We start from the raw sequence: 16178 nt of genomic DNA, 5'->3' as shown, positions 1-16178 counted from the left end.
TCGTCACCCCGGATCGCATCCGGGGTGAGAAGACGAATAGGGAAGAAGAACATGCAGGTTTATTACGATCGCGACGCCGACCAGGATCTGATCAAGGGCAAGAAGGTCGCCGTCCTCGGCTATGGCAGCCAGGGCCATGCCCACGCGCAGAATATGCGCGACAGCGGCGTCAAGGAAGTCGCGATCGCGCTTCGTCCCGGATCGGCCACCGCCAAGAAGGCCGAAGCCGCCGGCTTCAAGGTGCTGTCGAACAAGGAAGCCGCCGAATGGGCCGACGTGATCATGATCGCCGCCCCCGACGAACATCAGGCGAAGATCTACGCCGACGACATCGGCCCGAACATGAAGCCCGGCGCCGCGCTCGCCTTCGCGCACGGCCTCAACATCCACTTCGGGCTGATCGAAGCGCGCCCCGACATCGACGTCTTCATGGTCGCGCCCAAGGGCCCCGGCCACACGGTGCGCAGCGAATATCAGAAGGGCGGCGGCGTCCCCTGCCTGATCGCGGTCGCGCAGGAAGCGCAGGGTGCCGGGTCGTCGGGTAACGGCTATGCCAAGGCGCTCGCCCTCTCCTATGCCAGTGCCGTCGGCGGCGGCCGCAGCGGCATCATCGAGACGACCTTCAAGGAAGAGTGCGAAACCGACCTTTTCGGCGAACAGGCCGTGCTCTGCGGCGGCATCACCCACCTGATCCAGGCCGGGTTCGAAACGCTGGTCGAGGCGGGCTACGCCCCCGAAATGGCCTATTTCGAGTGCCTCCACGAAACCAAGCTGATCGTCGACCTCCTCTATGAAGGCGGCATCGCGAACATGCGCTACTCGATCTCGAACACCGCTGAATATGGCGATATCAAGACCGGCCCGCGCATCATCACCGACGAGACCAAGGCCGAAATGAAGCGCGTCCTCGCCGACATCCAGTCGGGCCGCTTCGTGAAGGACTTCGTGCTCGACAACCAGGCCGGCCAGCCCGAGCTGAAGGCGAGCCGCAAGGCCGCCGCCGCGCACCAGCTCGAAAAGACCGGCGCCGAACTGCGTGCGATGATGCCGTGGATCGCGAAGAACCAGCTGGTCGACAAGACGAAGAACTGACGGCGAAAATCCTCCCTGTCGCGAAGCGATGGGGAGGCTTCATGGCCTTCCACATTCGCGGGCGAAGCGCTAGGACCGGGGCATGTCCTCCAACCTCCCCTTCGCCTGCGCCTGCGGCGCCGTCTCCGGCACCCTTCTCGATGTCGGTCCCGGTCAGGGCGACCATGTCGTCTGCCATTGCACCGACTGTCAGGACTTGACGCGCCATCTCGGCCACGCCGACCGCGTGCTCGACGCGCATGGCGGCAGCGCGCTCTACCAGTCGCGCTGCGCGCGTCTGCGCATCGACACCGGCCGCGAGCGGCTCGCCTGCGTCCACCTCACCGACAAGCCGACGCTGCGCTGGTACGCATCCTGCTGCGGCATGCCGCTGTTCAACACCTATGCGAACGGCAAGCTCCCCTACATCACGACCCAGCTCGCCGCCTGCGATCCGGCGACGCGCGACGCGCTGGTCGGGCCGCCGCGCGGTCATCTTTTTACGCAGGACGGTATCGGCGACACGAGCGCGCTTCCGGAAATGAGCATGGGCCAGCTGATGCGCCGCTTCTTCCCGCGCATGATCCGGGACCTGCTTTCGGGAAATCGGCGGCGCTGCCCGCTGTTCGACGCGACGACCCTCGAACCGATCGCCAAACCTCACCGATTGACCGGCGAAGAAATGCTTGCGCTGCGCCGCGGCTGAGCCGGCACGCACGCCTTTGTCATTTCGATCGCATGTCCTAAGGAGCCCCGATGCCGGGCCTCTCTCCTTTCTCCGCCCATCACGCCGATCTCGCCGCGCTCGCGGCCGACAACCGCCGCCGCGCGCTCGCATCGCGCGCCGGCCGCGATTTTGCGTCGAACGACTATCTCGGCCTCGCCGATAGCGAAGCGCTGCGCGCCGCACTCGCGGCGGGCATCGAGCGCGGCCTGCCCGCGGGCTCGGGCGGCTCGCGCCTGCTGCGCGGCAACCACGCCGAACATGAAGCGCTCGAAGTCCATGCCGCGCGCCATTATGGTAGCGAGGCGGCGCTCTTCTTCTCGACCGGCTTTGCCGCCAATGCCGCGCTGTTCGCGACGCTGCCGCAGCGCGGCGACCTCATCGTCCACGACGAGCTGATCCACGCGAGCGCGCACGACGGGATGAAGCTCGGCCGCGCCGGCCATGTCGCCGCCGCGCATAACGATGCCGGCGCCTTCGACGACATCATCGCGCGCTGGCGCGCCGGCGGCGGCGCGGGAACGCCGTGGATCGCGGTCGAAAGCCTCTATTCGATGGACGGCGACCGCGCCCCGCTCGCCGCGCTTGCCGCCGTCGCCGCGCGCCACGACGCGATCCTCGTCGTCGACGAGGCGCACGCGACCGGCGTGTTCGGCGCCGGCGGCGCGGGGCTCGCGCTCGACCTTGTGCGCCGCGACAACCTCGTCACGCTGCACACCTGCGGCAAGGCGCTCGGCGGCGAAGGCGCTTTGCTCTGCGGCCCGCAGATCGTCCGCGACTTCGTCATCAACCGCGGCCGCCCCTTCATCTTCTCGACCGCGCCGTCGCCGCTCATCGCGTGGATGGTGCGGCAGGCGATCGAGATCGTCGCGAACGAGCCCGAGCGGCAGGCGCGCCTCCACAGCCTCGTCCGCCACGCCGCCGAACGCCTCGTGCCGCTCGGCATCCCCGCCAGCGGCACGCAGATCCTGCCCGTCATCATCGGCGACAATGATCGCACGATGCGCATCGCGGGCAGTCTGCGCGATGCCGGCTTCGACATTCGCGGCATCCGCCCGCCGACGGTGGCGCAAGGCACCGCCCGTCTCCGCATCGCGATCACGCTCAATGTTGACGAAGCTAACATCGACGCCATGGCCGACGCGCTTGCCTCTGCAATGGCCGCAGCATGACGCGCTTCGTCGTCACCGGTACCGACACGGGTATCGGAAAAACCATCTTTTCCGCGGGCTTGGCGCAGGCGACCGCCACGCCCTACTGGAAACCGATCCAGTCGGGCCTCGAAGAGGAAACCGACAGCGAGGTGGTCGCGCGCCTCGCGGGCGTCCCGATCCGCCCCGAAGCCTGGCGCCTCGTCACCCCCGCCTCGCCGCATCTCGCCGCCGAAATTGACGGCGTTAACATCGACATCGAAACGCTCGCGCCACCGCCCGGCGACCTGATTGTCGAGGGCGCCGGCGGCGCGCTCGTCCCCGTCACGCGGCAGACCCTCTACGCCGACCTCTTCGCGAAATGGCAGATCCCGGTGATCGTCTGCGCGCGCACCGCACTCGGCACGATCAACCACAGCCTGCTCACGATCGAAGCGCTCAAGTCGCGCGGCGTCCCGATCCACGGCCTCGCCTTCCTCGGCGACGCGGTGGAGGACAGCGAGGCGATCATCGCCGAAATCGGCGGCGTCCGCCGCCTCGGACGCCTGCCGAAGATCGATCCGCTGAGCAGCGAAATGCTGGCAGCGGCGTTCAGGGCGAACTTCGACATCGCGGATTTCGCATGACCTCCCCCGTCTGGCACCCCTTCACCCAGCACGGCCTCGGCGATCCCATCCCGCTGATTTCACACGCCAAAGATGCGAAACTCTACGACGCCGACGGCAACGGCTGGATCGACGGCATCTCCAGCTGGTGGGTCACGACGCACGGCCACGCGCACCCGCGCATCATGGCCGCGATCGCCAAACAATCCGAAAAGCTCGACCAGCTCATCTTCGCCGGCTGGACGCACGAACCCGCCGAGAGCCTCGCCGCCGAACTCATCCGCATCACCCCCGCCCCGCTGACGCGCGTCTTCTTCTCGGACTCGGGCTCGACCAGCGTCGAGGTCGCATTGAAGATGGCGCTCGGCTACTGGTTCAACATCGGCGAGCCGCGCGGCCGCATCCTCGTCCTCGAGCACAGCTATCACGGCGACACGATCGGCACGATGTCGGTCGGCGAACGCGGCGTCTACAACCGCGCCTGGCAGCCTTTGCTCTTCGACGTCGACACCATCCCCTTCCCGCACGAGGGTTTGGAGCAGGCGACGCTCGACGCGCTCGAAGCGGCCTGCGCCCAAAAGCCTGCCGCCTTCATCGTCGAACCGCTCATCCTCGGCGCGGGCGGGATGCTCATCTATCCTGCGTGGGTGCTCGCCGAAATGCGCAGCATCTGCGCGCGCCACAATGTGCTGTTCATCGCCGACGAGGTGATGACCGGCTGGGGCCGCACCGGCACGCGCTTCGCGTGCGATCAGGCGGGCGTGATCCCCGACATCGTCTGCCTGTCGAAGGGCCTGACCGGCGGCAGCCTGCCGCTCGCGGTCACACTCTGCATCGAGGCGATCTACGAAGCCCATTTCTCGATCGACCGCGCCAAGACCTTCTATCATTCAAGCAGTTATACCGCCAACCCGATCGCCTGCGCCGCCGCGAACGCCAACCTCGAAATCTGGCGCGACGAGCCGGTGCAGCAACGCATCGACGCGCTCGCCGACGCGCAGGCCGCGCATCTGTCGCTGCTCGGCCACGACCCGCGCGCCCAAAACCCCCGCCGCCTCGGCACGATCGCCGCGTTCGACATCGTCGCCTCCGACGCCGGCTATCTCTCGAACCTCGCCCCGCGCCTGATCGCCTTTTATCGCGACCACGGCGTCCTCCTCCGCCCGCTCGGCAACACGCTCTACGTCATGCCGCCCTATTGCATCACCGCCGAGGAGCTGGGACAGCTGTGGAGCGCGATCGGGGCGTCGCTGGACGCGGTCTAGGGCGGCGGCCGTTTTCGACCGGAAGTTGCCGTTTCGGTTCTCATAACTTCGTCATTCCCGCGAAAGCGGGAACCCAGTGTGGGGTCAGCTTACGCATACTCTGGGTCCCCGCTTTCGCGGGGATGACGAATATTGGGAGTGGCACCTTCCCACCCCAAACCCAACGCTCGCCTTCACCCCCCGAATTTCGCATCGTCGGGCATCGCCGCCCAATTCTTCTCCGCCGACGCGATGAACCCCGCACGGTCTTCATCCCACTTCGCCTTCACCTCCTGGTTGAAGTTCAGGTACAGTTTGCCGTCGACGATCGCATAAGCGAGCGGGTCGCCCGGCGCGAGATAGCCGCGCGACATCGCCCATGCGCAATGCCCGCCATAACGCGGCATGAACGCCTCGGGATTGGCCTGGAACCGCGCCGCATTGGCGGCATTGGCGAAATGATAGACCGCGCCGTCATGCTCGACGGCAAAGGCCGCCTCGCCCTTCACCGGCACGCCGTCGCCCTCGAAATAGCTGATCGTGTCATAGCCGCTGACGGCAATGTTGCCACCGTCAACACCGACATAGACCGGCCGCGCATAGGCGTCCGGCGTAAAGGCCGCGAAGGACAGCGGCGCCACCACGGCGGCGAGCAGGGCAAAGAGGGCTTGGTTTTTCACGATCAATCTCCATGTCAAAGGGATCGGCCCCGTGCCGGCCCCCGTCGCACCCCGGTTCGCGCCCAAAAGGCAATCGGTTACGGCGCGGGTTCGGCTTAGGTTCATCTCCGCGCGCCAATCTGCGCCGCGGGGATCTGGGGATCTGGGAATGCGATCTGTGATGACGAAAAAAGCCGGCCTCCTCTTCCCCCTTTTCGCGGCACTCGCCTTTGCCGCGCCCGCGCTCGCGCAGGACGAGGATCTCGCGCAGTCGGGCCAGCCACCCCAGCGCACGTCGGTTCTCTACACCTATGGCGACGAACCCTGCCCCGAGCCCAAGGGCGACGAAATCGTCGTCTGCGCGCAGCAGCCCGAATCCGAACGCTATCGCGTCCCCAAGGAATTGCGCGAGGAACTGAAGGAGGATGAGGTGGTCGGCGGCGGCAGCTGGGCCTCGGCGGTCGACGGCTATACCAACGGCGCCGCGGCAGCGGGCCGTCCGAACAGTTGCTCGCCGGTCGGCTCATATGGTTTCACCGGCTGCGCCGCTGCGGCGCTCCGCCAATGGTTCGAGGCACGCCGCGCGCCCTGACCGGCCCTCGCCCGCCGGCGCTTCATACCCCGCCCGGGGTATGCCCTATCGATAAATCGCTGATATCCGGCGCCCAGGGGAGCGTGACCTGTGGGCAGGTTGCGTGGGGGCAATCGTAAACCGGATGCGCGCGTTCCAATGACGGATGCGTCCGGCTGGGGGATATCGGCGGCTGCGACCCGCCGCCGATATCCTTTCCGCATCGACGGAAAGCCGCGCGGCGGCGCGATTATCGCAGCAAACGGTTGATCAGCGCGGTCAGTTCGGCCTCGCGGCCGACGTCGCTCTTGCGCAGGATCGACTTGATCTGCGTGCCCAGCGTCTGCGTGCTCGTACCGCGCGTCGCGGCGATATGCTCGCGCGCGTCGCCATTCGCCAGCCGCAGCGCAATCTCTGCCTCGGCGGCGGTCAGGCCCAGCGCCGCGCGCAACGGCGCGGTCCGCGCCGCGGGAATATCCGCTGCGCGCCGCGCGACGACCAATAGGCGCGGCTCGAACCCGAAATCCCATTCGCGCTGCGGCAGGCGGAACAATTCGCACAGGATGCCCGGCGCGCCCTCGCGCGGCGCGGCGATCCAATATTGCTGCATCGCCGCGCCGCGCTGCGCCCGGCCAATCGCCGCCTGCAACTGCGCATCGGCGTCGCGCCGCGTCGCGCCCAGCCGGCCATGGCGCAGGCACAGCGCGCCGTCGGCGCGGTCGCCGACGATCGCTTCGGCGGCGGCCGACAGCGCCGCGACCCGGTCGTTGCGGTCGATCAGGAACGCCGCGACGCCGATCGCGTCGAACGCGCCAACGGTCATTTCGGCGGCACGCCCCGCCATCGCGCGCTGCATCCGTACCGCTGCCAGCGCATGCGCCGCGCCCGCGGCAAAGAGCTTGCGGTCGCGCTTGCCCGTCCGGCCGTCGCGCTCGGACCGCAGCGCCGCCAGCCCGACGAGCAGCCCCTCGCCCGCGATCAGTGCGGTCTGGCATCCGTTCAGCCCGTCCCAGCGGCGAACATGCTCTTCATAGGCGTCGGTGCCGCTATATTGGCGCGCGACGTCATAATGCGCCTCGCTCAATATCTCGAGCGGCCGGCCGCTCGCCGCGACGCGCCAGTTCACCTCGGGCCGCCAGGCCTCCAGCTCGATGAATTCGCGCTGATAGGCGGCGTCGACGTCGGGCATGAAATTGAACAGGGTCGCGTCGCCGCCGATGCCGATCAGTTGCGCCTGCGTCGCCCCCGTCCGGCGCGCGAGCAGGCGCAGCGCGGCGTCCCAGCCGCCCGCGCCGAACGGCGCCGCCAGAAAGGCGTTTTCGACCTCGCCCGCCTCACGAGCGAACAGCGCATCCATGTCGTCAGGCCCCCGCCCTCATGTTTCGGCCACTTTGCAGCATGAATATTTGTCGCGTACAAGCGACTTGCGACGACATGATGTCGGAACCGCGAACCGAAACGCTGCGTTTCTATGGGCCTTATTGACGCCCTCCCGCCGCTTGGCTTAGCTTCGCCGTCCCCAACAGGAGATTTCCCATGCGCCGCATCCTCCCCTACGCCGCCGCCGCGCTCGTCGCCGTCGTCGCGACCCCGATCGTCCTCGCGCAGGGCGCCTCGGCCCCCGGTGCCCGCGACAAGTCGCGCGTCGCCGCCGGCACCTATGTCGCCGATCCCGGCCACACGATGGTCGTCTGGGAAGTCGACCATTTCGGCTTCAGCAAATATTCGGGCATTTTCGGCGACGTCGCCGGCACGCTCGTCATCGATCCCGCCAACCCCGCCGCGGCGAAGGTCGAGGTGACGATCCCCGTGTCGAAGGTCACGACCGCCAGCGCCGGCCTGACAAGCCACCTGCTGCGCGCGGGCAAGGACGGCGGCAAGCCCGACTTCTTCGGCGCCGCCCCCGCCGACGCCAAATTCGTCTCGACCGCCGTCGTCCTCGACGACGATGGCGACGAAGCCAAGGTGACGGGCAACCTCACGCTCAACGGCGTGACCAAGCCGGTGACGCTCGACGTCGATTTCCACGGCGCGGGCACGAACCCCTATAACAAGAAGGCGACCGTCGGTTTCCAGGCCGAAACGACGATCAAGCGCAGCGATTTCGGCATCGTCTACGGCATCCCCGCGGTCAGCGACGCCGTCGAACTCGAAATCCACGCCGCGTTCGAAAAGCAGTAAGCGTCTTAAAGAGCGCGGCACCGGCCCGCTCCCCCTCCCGGCCTCCCTAGGTTACTATCGTTGGGGAGGCCGGGAGGGGGAGCGGGCCGGTACCGCCGAAATGCGCCGTCAGGCGCATTTCCAAACAGACGCTCCTCAATCTGTCACACGCACCGCGTATGAAACGGGGCGGGACCAGCGATGGCCCCGCCCCTTTTCGTACAGGAGCCATGTGATGAGCGAACTGGTCCGCGAAATTGTCGAAGTGAGCGCCTTCATCGGCGGCGACGAGGAAAATCCGCTGTTGACGGTCGAGGTCGAGGGCCTCGCCCCCACCACGGGCTGGGCCAATGTCCGGCTCGACCCGCATGTCTATATCACCCCGCCCGAGGACGGGTTTCAGGACTTCGACCTCGTCGGCGACCGCCCCGCCGACGCCGCCGGCGAGGCGCTGACCGACGTCGAGGCCGCGTGGGAAGGCCCGTTCGAGGACTGGGTCATCGGCGTGCGCATCCACGCCGTCGACAATATGGTCGAGGACGAGGTGTTCGAGCCCTGGGACGAGGAAGACAGCGAGAGCGAGGCCGCCTGACCCTTCTCTCCGACGTTCCCCTGCACTGCGCCGGGCCGCAAGGCCAGCTTGCGGCCCGGCGCCATTTTTCGGTTCATCGCACAGCCAGCCAAGGCGGCGTAGCCTCCCCATATTCAAGGGAGGATTCTCATGCGCAGCCTGCTTCTCGCTTTCGTCCCCATAGTCGCCCTCACCGCCACGCCCGCGCTGGCGCAGGCCAATCCGCAAATCGACTATCCCGCCTTCCAGGCGCTCACCGCCAGCGTCGCGCCGACGCGCGCCACCCGCCTGATCGCCTTCGACGCCTTCAAGGCCGAGGCCGCGAAACCCGGCACCCTCCTCCTCGACGCCCGCTCGAAAGACGCCTTCCAGCGCGGCCATATCAAGGGCGCGGTCAACCTGCCGCTCACCGATTTCACCGCCGAGAGTCTCGCCGCGGTGATCGGCGCGAACCCCGGCCGCCCCATCCTCATCTATTGCAACAATAATTTCTCGAACCATCAGAGCCCCGTGCCGCTCAAATCGGCGCCGCTCGCGCTCAATATCCAGACCTTCATCAACCTCGTCGGCTATGGCTATCCGAACGTGCTCGAACTCGCCGACGTCGTCGATTTCAACGATCCGAAGGTCGAGTGGGTGACGGGCTGACCCCGCACCCCCACGCAATTTTCGCACTCCCCCCTTGCCAAGCGCGACATTTTGCATCACTAGGGCGGCCATGCGCGGCAACGCCCTTCTTCTTCTGCGACTTACACGCCCTTGGGCGTGACACTGGCTGCGCGCTAGTCGCGGCCACCCGCTCAAGGGTCCGACCGACAAGCACCGCAACCGACAGCAGAAGAAGTTTTCAGACCATGACCATGCTCCGCGACCCCTCGGTCAAGTACAGCGCCTTCCCGCAGGTTCCGCTCGCGAACCGCGAATGGCCCTCGCGCGTCACCACGAGCGCGCCGATCTGGCTCTCCACCGACATGCGCGACGGCAACCAGTCGCTGATCGACCCGATGGATGCCGAGAAAAAGGCCCGCTTCTTCGACCTGCTCGTCCGCTGCGGGTTCAAGGAGATCGAGGTCGGCTTCCCCAGCGCGGGCGCGACCGAATTCGACTTCATCTCGGGGCTCGTGAAGAACGGCCGCATCCCGGGCGACGTCACGCCGCAAGTCCTGACGCAAAGCCGCGCCGACCTCATCCGCACCAGCTTCGACAGCCTCGAAGGCGCCAAGACCGCGATCGTCCACGTCTATAACGCGGTCAGCCCGGCATGGCGCAAGATCGTCTTCGGCATGGAGATGGACGAGATCAAGGGCATCGCGATCGAGGGCGCAAAGCAGCTCCGCGACAATGCCGCGCGTCTGCCCGGCACCGACTGGCGCTTCGAATATAGCCCCGAAACCTTCTCGACCGCCGAGCTCGATTTCAGCATCGCCTGCTGCGAGGCGGTGATGGACATCCTCCAGCCGACGACCGACAAGCCGATCATCCTCAACCTGCCCGCGACGGTCGAGGCGTCGACGGCGAACATCTACGCCGACCAGATCGAATATTTCTGCAAGAATTTGCCGAACCGCGACCGCGCGATCATCAGTCTGCACACCCACAACGACCGCGGCACCGGCGTCGCGGCGGCCGAGCTCGGCCTGCTCGCGGGCGCCGACCGCGTCGAGGGCTGCCTGTTCGGCAATGGCGAGCGCACCGGCAACACCTGCCTCGTCACCATCGCGCTCAACATGTACACGCAGGGCGTCGACCCGCAGCTCGACTTCTCGAACATCGACGAGGTCATCCAGACGGTCGAATATTGCAACAATTTGCCCGTCCACCCGCGCCACCCCTATGGCGGCGAGCTCGTCTACACCGCCTTTTCGGGCAGCCATCAGGACGCGATCAAAAAGGGCTTCGCCGCGCGCGAGCGCCAGAATGACGAGCGCTGGGAAGTCCCCTACCTGCCCATCGACCCCGCCGACCTCGGCCGCAGCTATGAAGCGGTGATCCGCGTCAACAGCCAGTCGGGCAAGGGCGGCGTCGCCTGGGTGCTTGAACAGGACAAGGGCCTGAAACTGCCCAAGAAGATGCAGGCAAGCTTCAGCCATGTCGTCCAGGCACTCGCCGACGAGACGAGCCGCGAACTCGGCGCCGAGGATATCTGGCACGCGTTCGAGGGCCAGTATCTGGCGACCGAAGCCAAACGCTTCCAGCTCGTCGACTGGTCGGAGACGCACTCGGGCACCGACCGCATCTTCGCCGGCAAGCTCACCATCGACGGCACCCCGCGCAGCGTCAGCGGCCGCGGCAACGGCCTGATGTCGAGCGTCATCGCCGCGCTCAGCGAAAGCGGCGGCCCGGTGATGGACATCGTCGACTATAGCGAGCACGCGATCGGCCAGGGCAGCAACGTGCAGGCCGCCGCCTATGTCGAATGCCGCACCGCCGACGGGAAGAGCCTGTTCGGGTGCGGGCTGGATACGGACGTAGCGACCGCGAGTGTGCGGGCGATTTTGTCGGCGGCGAATGGGGCCAGCTGACGAGCGGCGATTGCGTCCCGCCGCCGATGCGCGGATAATACGTGCCTATGTCACAGTCCGCTGCGATCAAAATCCACGTCCGCCTCTACAGCGGTGACGAGATCGCCATGGGGCCGGGGAAGGCCGACCTGCTCGACGCCATCCGCGCCCATGGCTCGATTTCCGCCGCCGCGCGCGCGCTGGACATGAGCTACCGGCGGGCGTGGCTGCTTGTCGATACGATGAACCGGACGTGGCGCGAACCGCTCGTCGAGACCCTGCCGGGCAACGCCAGCGGCGGCGGCGCGCGCGTGTCGCCATTCGGCGAAACCATCCTCGCCGAATACCGCGCCCTGCAACAGGAACTGGCAGCCGCGTCACAATTGTCGGCCTATGATGTGCTGGCCGATGCCCTGCGCGCCGCACCCAAACCGAGCCAAAAGCCCTGATCTCTCGATAAAACAGGTTTACCCGCCTTACCCGAAGCTGCGCTTGTCCAGCTATATTCCTCTGTATATAGGGCAGCCGGCAACAGAGGAAACTTGGGGGAAATCGATGCGCCTGATATCGCTTATGGCCTTGGCGGCCAGCACCGCCATGCCGGCAACCGCGCTCGCCCGGGAAGCGGACGCGCCCGCCGAAGACAGCCCCTTCACGCTTGGCCAGATCATCGTCACAGCACCCCGCTCAGAGGGAATAGAGATCAGCGGCGAAACGCTGACGGCAGAGGCGATCTACGCCTTCAACCGCCCGACCCTCGACGACGCGGTCGGCATCATGCCGGGCGTCGCGGCATCGAACAGCGGCGGTTCGCGTAACGAGCGCCTGATCTTCGTCCGCGGTTTCGACCGGTTTCAGGTCCCGCTGTCGATCGACGGAATCCGCGTCTATCTGCCCGCCGACAACCGGCTCGACTTCGGCCGCTTCCTGACCCCCGACATTGCGGAGGTTCAGGTCGCAAAGGGCTATGCGTCGGTCCTCGACGGCCCCGGCGCCATGGGCGGCGCGATCAATCTGGTGACCAGCAAACCGACCCGCGCGATCGAGGGCGAGGCGCGCGGCACGCTGAACCTCGATTCCAGCGGCGACTATGCCGGCTACACCGTCTACGGCCGCCTCGGCACGTCGCACGAGCGCTGGTATGCTCAGGCATCCTATGCGCGCAATTTTCAGGACCATTGGGACCTCGCCGATGGCTACGCGCCGACGGCCGGCTCGGCGGAGGATGGCGGCGCACGCGATTTTTCGCGCAAGGCGGACTGGCGGATCAACGTAAAGGCCGGTTTCACACCCAACGCCACCGACGAATATTCGATCAGCTATACGCGTCAGGAAGGGTCGAAAAACGCTCCCCTGCACGTCACCGACCCGCTTTCGGCGCAGCGCTTCTGGACCTGGCCCTATTGGAATATCGACAGCATCTACTTCCTGTCGACCACCGCGCTCGGCGACCGCGCGACGCTCAAGACGCGCATCTATCGTAACAGTTTCGACAATTTGCTGCGCTCCTTCAACGACCGGACGCAGACGACGCAGATGCTCGGCCGCGCGTTCAACAGCTATTATGCGGACACCGCATGGGGCGGCTCGGCCGAACTCGGCGTCGACGTCAGCGACGCCGACCGGCTCACCCTCGCCGTGCATTATCGCCGCGACAAGCATGTCGAATGGCAACAAAGCTTTCCCGCCGGAACCACCGAGCCGCGACAGACCAATGTCGAGGATACATACAGCATTGCCGCCGAAAACCGGCTGACCATTACGCCCGCGATCAGCCTGACGGCAGGAGTCAGTTACGACTGGCGCGATCTGAAACGCGCGGAGGAATTCGGGACGCCACCGGGCGGCGGCGCCAGCGCCATTTTCAGCTATCCCCTGCGCAACGCCAATGCGCTCAACGGTCAGGCACAGTTGGTTTGGACGCCCGACGCCGACACTCGCGTCAATCTCAGCGTGTCGTCCCGCACGCGATTTCCAACGATCTTCGAACGTTTCAGCACGCAGTTCGGGACCGCAGCGTCGAACCCCGGGCTAAATTCCGAACGTGCGATCAATTACGAACTCGGCGTCAATCGCCAGTTCGGCAGGGTCAAGCTGGAGGGCGCGCTATTCTATAGCGACATCCGCGACGCGATCGTGTCGGTCCGACCGGCGGGCTTTCCCGCCAACAGCACGCAGCGGCAGAATCTGGGCGACGCGAAATATTACGGCGGCGAAATCGCCCTGACCGCCGCCCTCTCGTCGTCGCTCGAACTCGGCGCAAACTACACCTATATCCATCGCACGTTCGACATCACCGGCGCCGCGCCCGGCACCATCGTTCCGGTCTTCGCCCTCACCGGCGTCCCGCCGCACAAGGGTTTCGCTTATGCCAGTTGGCGCCCCCTGCCCGGCCTCCGGATCCTGCCCAGCGTCGATATCGCCTCCGATCGCAAGACGTCGACCACCGCGGCCACGCCGGTCTATTATGACACTGGCAGCTATGTCGTCGCCAACCTTCGCATCGATTACGAAATCGGCGAGGGAATCGAGATCGGCGTCGCCGCGCGCAACCTGTTCGATGACAATTACGTGCTAACCGACGGATTCCCTGAACCGGGCCGCAGCTTCTTTGTCAGTGGTCGCTTCAAATTCTAGCGACTTTCTTCTTTCCTACATTTCACCTATATGGTTCATTATTTCGGTTTCACCAAACCGAAAGGACGAATCGATGGAAGACTCCACGCACGATCCCCAGAACCACCCTGCCTATATCCCCGCCCCCGGCAGCTATCACTGGACGCCGCGGCTCCAGCGCGAATTTCTGGAGGCGTTCGCCACCAACGGGTCGGTGAAGATTTCGGCGGCGAAGGTCTGCATGTCGCCCGGCGCCGTCTATCAGCTCAAGCAGCGGCCCGAGGGCGCGGCGTTCCGGCTCGGCTGCGCCGCGGCGCTGCTGATCGCGCGCGGGCGGCTCGTCGACGAGCTGCTCGACCGCGCGATCTGGGGGCATGACGAGATGACCACCGTCTATCGCGAGGAGGACCGCAGCCTTTACAAGCGCCGCCGCATCGACAGCCGCCTCGGCCTCGCGATGCTCGCGCGGCTCGACCGCATGGTCGAAACGCAGGCGAAAGCTGGCAAGGAGATGCTGGCGCAGACCATCGCCGGCGACTGGCCGGGTTTCCTCTCGCTCTTCGATGCCGCCCAAGCCGCAAGCGGCAGGGGCGAAGCCGCGCGCACCGTCGCCGCCGACGCCGCATCCGAAGAGACGCCCGAAGGCACCGCCGAAACCGCCCCCGCACCCGCGCCCGAAGGCATGGCCGCCGCGCTCGCGCTCTGGCTCGCCGCCCGCGACAACCGCGCCAACCCGCTCGCGGCCCTCTGGCACGACAGTGGAATCGCGAATGAAGTTTCGCAGTTTTCCGCCGATTTCGACGCCGACCCGGAAAGCGCCGACGAGGAGGGACGGACCGCCGAGCAGGAGGCGGCGACGATGACCGTCTGGCGCAGCCATGCGACCGGAGAGCTGCGCACCAATTTCCCGCCGCCCGACGATTATCTGGGCATCGAGGAAGGCGAATTCGGCGACCAATATTATGCCCGCACGCTCGCCCCCGACGAGGAAGAGGCGTGGGACGCCGCCCGAACCGAAGCCTTCGCGCCGCTGCGCATCGCCGGCGAAGCCGCCCGCCGCGCCTTCTTCGCGCTACCCGACCCCGCCAACGATCCCGCGCCGGAGAGTGGAAAAGCACGGAAATCGGCGAGTGGTTAGATCCTCTCCCCATTCGTCATTCCCGCGAAAGCGGGAACCCAGCGAAACCTTAAGAAACGGCGCGGCAGCGCCGTGCGGCAACCTCGCAACTGGGTTCCCGCTTTCGCGGGAATGACGAGGCAAGAGAAAAGAAGCTAAACCGCCCCCACCCCGACCTGCACCACCCCGCGCAGCCGTTCGGCATCGCGCGACGGCGGCAGGCCGAAGGCGCGGGCATATTCGCGGCTGAACTGCGACGCGCTCTCGTAACCGACCGAATAGGCGGCGCGGCTCGCCTCGCTGCCGCCCGCGAGCAGCCGCCGCGCCGCGTGCAAGCGCAGCGTCTTCTGGAACTGCAGCGGGCTCATCGCGGTCGCTGCCTTGAAATGCCGATGGAAGGAGGCCGTGCTCATCCCCGCAATCTCGGCCAGCGTCGCGGTCGGCAACATCTTGTCGAAATGCTCGTGCATCCACAGGATCGCGCGCCGCACCCGCGACAGCCGGCTGTCCTCCTGCGCAATGGCGCACAGCTGATGCCCCAGCGGCCCCTGCAGCAGGCGATAGAGGATCTCGCGCTCGCGCATCGGCGCCAGCATCGCGACGTCGCCCGGCCGGTCGAGCAGTCCGAGCAGCCCGGCCCAGGCTTCGACCAGTTCCTCGGTCACCGACGCGACGGCAAAGCCCGCGAGGTCGCCCGGCGGCGTGTGGCCGATGCTTGCGGGGCCCATGCTGGCGATCAGGTCGGCCAGCGCGCCGCGGTCGATGCGCAGCGCCGCGGCGACATAGGGTTTGTCGGGGCTCGCCTCGACCACGCGGCCGACTGCGGGCAGGTCGAGCGAGGCGACGAAATAGCTCGACGCATCGTATCGCAGCACCTGGTCGCCGATCACGACCTGCTTCGTCCCTTGCAGGATCAGGCAGGTCACGGGTTCATAGACGGTCGCAACCCCGCTCGTCGGCGCGCATTGCGTCGCGACGACCAGCCGCGGCACCGGCGTCTCATAATAGGGAGAAACCGCGTGGCGCAGCACCTGCGCGCATATCGAGTCGAGCCTGTCTTGCATGGACCCAACATCGGACGCCGCGCGCCCGCGCGCAAGGAGCAGCCGCACGGGCGCCGCCGCTTTGAGAGGATCAGGCAAGCACATGCCATGATCGGGCAGCGAAGCCGCGGGCGCCGCGCCTATC

General features: G+C 66.7%; 16 protein-coding genes. 13 read left to right on the top strand and 3 right to left on the bottom strand.

Annotation, left to right across the window (positions count from 1 at the left end; genetic code table 11):
- Nucleotides 1–51: 51 nt before the first annotated feature.
- The 5 genes from ilvC (at nucleotide 52) to VGU00_RS13835 (ending at nucleotide 4816) form a co-directional block, all read left to right on the top strand.
- Nucleotides 52–1092, top strand: coding sequence for a ketol-acid reductoisomerase (ilvC, locus tag VGU00_RS13855; RefSeq protein ID WP_327469430.1), 1041 nt, complete (start codon nucleotides 52–54; stop codon nucleotides 1090–1092).
- An 82-nt stretch (nucleotides 1093–1174) separates the two neighbouring features.
- Nucleotides 1175–1777: a DUF6151 family protein gene (locus tag VGU00_RS13850; protein WP_327469428.1), complete on the top strand. Its 603-nt coding sequence runs from the start codon at nucleotides 1175–1177 to the stop codon at nucleotides 1775–1777.
- Nucleotides 1778–1827: 50 nt separating this feature from the next.
- Nucleotides 1828–2967, top strand: a complete 1140-nt coding sequence (locus VGU00_RS13845; RefSeq protein WP_327469426.1) for an 8-amino-7-oxononanoate synthase — start codon at nucleotides 1828–1830, stop codon at nucleotides 2965–2967.
- A complete protein-coding gene (bioD, locus tag VGU00_RS13840) occupies nucleotides 2964–3572 on the top strand; it encodes a dethiobiotin synthase (RefSeq protein ID WP_327469424.1) in 609 nt (202 codons plus the stop codon). The genes VGU00_RS13845 and bioD overlap by 4 nt, the downstream gene beginning before the upstream one ends.
- Entirely contained in the window at nucleotides 3569–4816 is a 1248-nt protein-coding gene (locus VGU00_RS13835) for an adenosylmethionine--8-amino-7-oxononanoate transaminase (RefSeq protein WP_327469422.1), read from the top strand. Before bioD ends, VGU00_RS13835 begins: the two co-directional genes overlap by 4 nt.
- A gap of 173 nt (nucleotides 4817–4989) precedes the next feature.
- Here VGU00_RS13835 and VGU00_RS13830 read toward each other — a convergent pair whose 3' ends face one another.
- Complete coding sequence (locus VGU00_RS13830) at nucleotides 4990–5475, bottom strand: YHS domain-containing (seleno)protein (protein ID WP_327469420.1); 486 nt, start codon at nucleotides 5473–5475, stop codon at nucleotides 4990–4992.
- A 160-nt stretch (nucleotides 5476–5635) separates the two neighbouring features.
- On the opposite strand from VGU00_RS13830, the gene VGU00_RS13825 reads away from it, so the two are divergent.
- The gene (locus VGU00_RS13825; protein ID WP_327469418.1) at nucleotides 5636–6046 is read left to right on the top strand and encodes a hypothetical protein; all 411 of its coding nucleotides are present in this window, start codon (nucleotides 5636–5638) and stop codon (nucleotides 6044–6046) included.
- Between the two features lie 229 nt (nucleotides 6047–6275).
- Here the strand turns inward: VGU00_RS13825 and VGU00_RS13820 are convergent, their stop codons facing one another.
- Nucleotides 6276–7382 carry a helix-turn-helix transcriptional regulator gene (locus VGU00_RS13820; protein ID WP_327469416.1) on the bottom strand — a complete coding sequence of 369 codons (1107 nt, stop codon included), beginning with the start codon at nucleotides 7380–7382 and terminating at the stop codon, nucleotides 6276–6278.
- Between the two features lie 179 nt (nucleotides 7383–7561).
- Here VGU00_RS13820 and VGU00_RS13815 point away from each other — a divergent pair, with 179 nt between their 5' ends.
- The 7 genes from VGU00_RS13815 to VGU00_RS13785 all read left to right on the top strand — a co-directional run bounded on the left by VGU00_RS13815 (nucleotide 7562) and on the right by VGU00_RS13785 (nucleotide 15011).
- The gene (locus VGU00_RS13815) at nucleotides 7562–8206 is read left to right on the top strand and encodes a YceI family protein (RefSeq protein WP_327469414.1); all 645 of its coding nucleotides are present in this window, start codon (nucleotides 7562–7564) and stop codon (nucleotides 8204–8206) included.
- A gap of 214 nt (nucleotides 8207–8420) precedes the next feature.
- The gene (locus tag VGU00_RS13810; RefSeq protein ID WP_327469412.1) at nucleotides 8421–8777 is read left to right on the top strand and encodes a hypothetical protein; all 357 of its coding nucleotides are present in this window, start codon (nucleotides 8421–8423) and stop codon (nucleotides 8775–8777) included.
- Nucleotides 8778–8906: 129 nt separating this feature from the next.
- Nucleotides 8907–9404 (top strand): rhodanese-like domain-containing protein, encoded by a 498-nt coding sequence (locus VGU00_RS13805; protein WP_327469410.1) that lies wholly within the window; start codon nucleotides 8907–8909, stop codon nucleotides 9402–9404.
- 206 nt (nucleotides 9405–9610) lie between these two features.
- Nucleotides 9611–11278, top strand: coding sequence for a 2-isopropylmalate synthase (gene leuA / locus VGU00_RS13800; protein WP_327469408.1), 1668 nt, complete (start codon nucleotides 9611–9613; stop codon nucleotides 11276–11278).
- Nucleotides 11279–11325: 47 nt separating this feature from the next.
- The gene (locus tag VGU00_RS13795; RefSeq protein WP_327469406.1) at nucleotides 11326–11706 is read left to right on the top strand and encodes a ModE family transcriptional regulator; all 381 of its coding nucleotides are present in this window, start codon (nucleotides 11326–11328) and stop codon (nucleotides 11704–11706) included.
- 106 nt (nucleotides 11707–11812) lie between these two features.
- The gene (locus tag VGU00_RS13790; protein ID WP_327469405.1) at nucleotides 11813–13894 is read left to right on the top strand and encodes a TonB-dependent receptor; all 2082 of its coding nucleotides are present in this window, start codon (nucleotides 11813–11815) and stop codon (nucleotides 13892–13894) included.
- Nucleotides 13895–13967: 73 nt separating this feature from the next.
- Nucleotides 13968–15011 carry a hypothetical protein gene (locus tag VGU00_RS13785; RefSeq protein ID WP_327469404.1) on the top strand — a complete coding sequence of 348 codons (1044 nt, stop codon included), beginning with the start codon at nucleotides 13968–13970 and terminating at the stop codon, nucleotides 15009–15011.
- Nucleotides 15012–15145: 134 nt separating this feature from the next.
- Here the strand turns inward: VGU00_RS13785 and VGU00_RS13780 are convergent, their stop codons facing one another.
- Entirely contained in the window at nucleotides 15146–16054 is a 909-nt protein-coding gene (locus tag VGU00_RS13780; RefSeq protein WP_327469403.1) for an AraC family transcriptional regulator, read from the bottom strand.
- Between the last annotated feature and the right edge of the window lie 124 nt (nucleotides 16055–16178).

It is taken from the genome of Sphingopyxis sp. (assembly GCF_035944815.1).
Lineage (GTDB): Bacteria > Pseudomonadota > Alphaproteobacteria > Sphingomonadales > Sphingomonadaceae > Sphingopyxis.
This window is presented reverse-complemented; position numbering and strand designations above follow the sequence as displayed.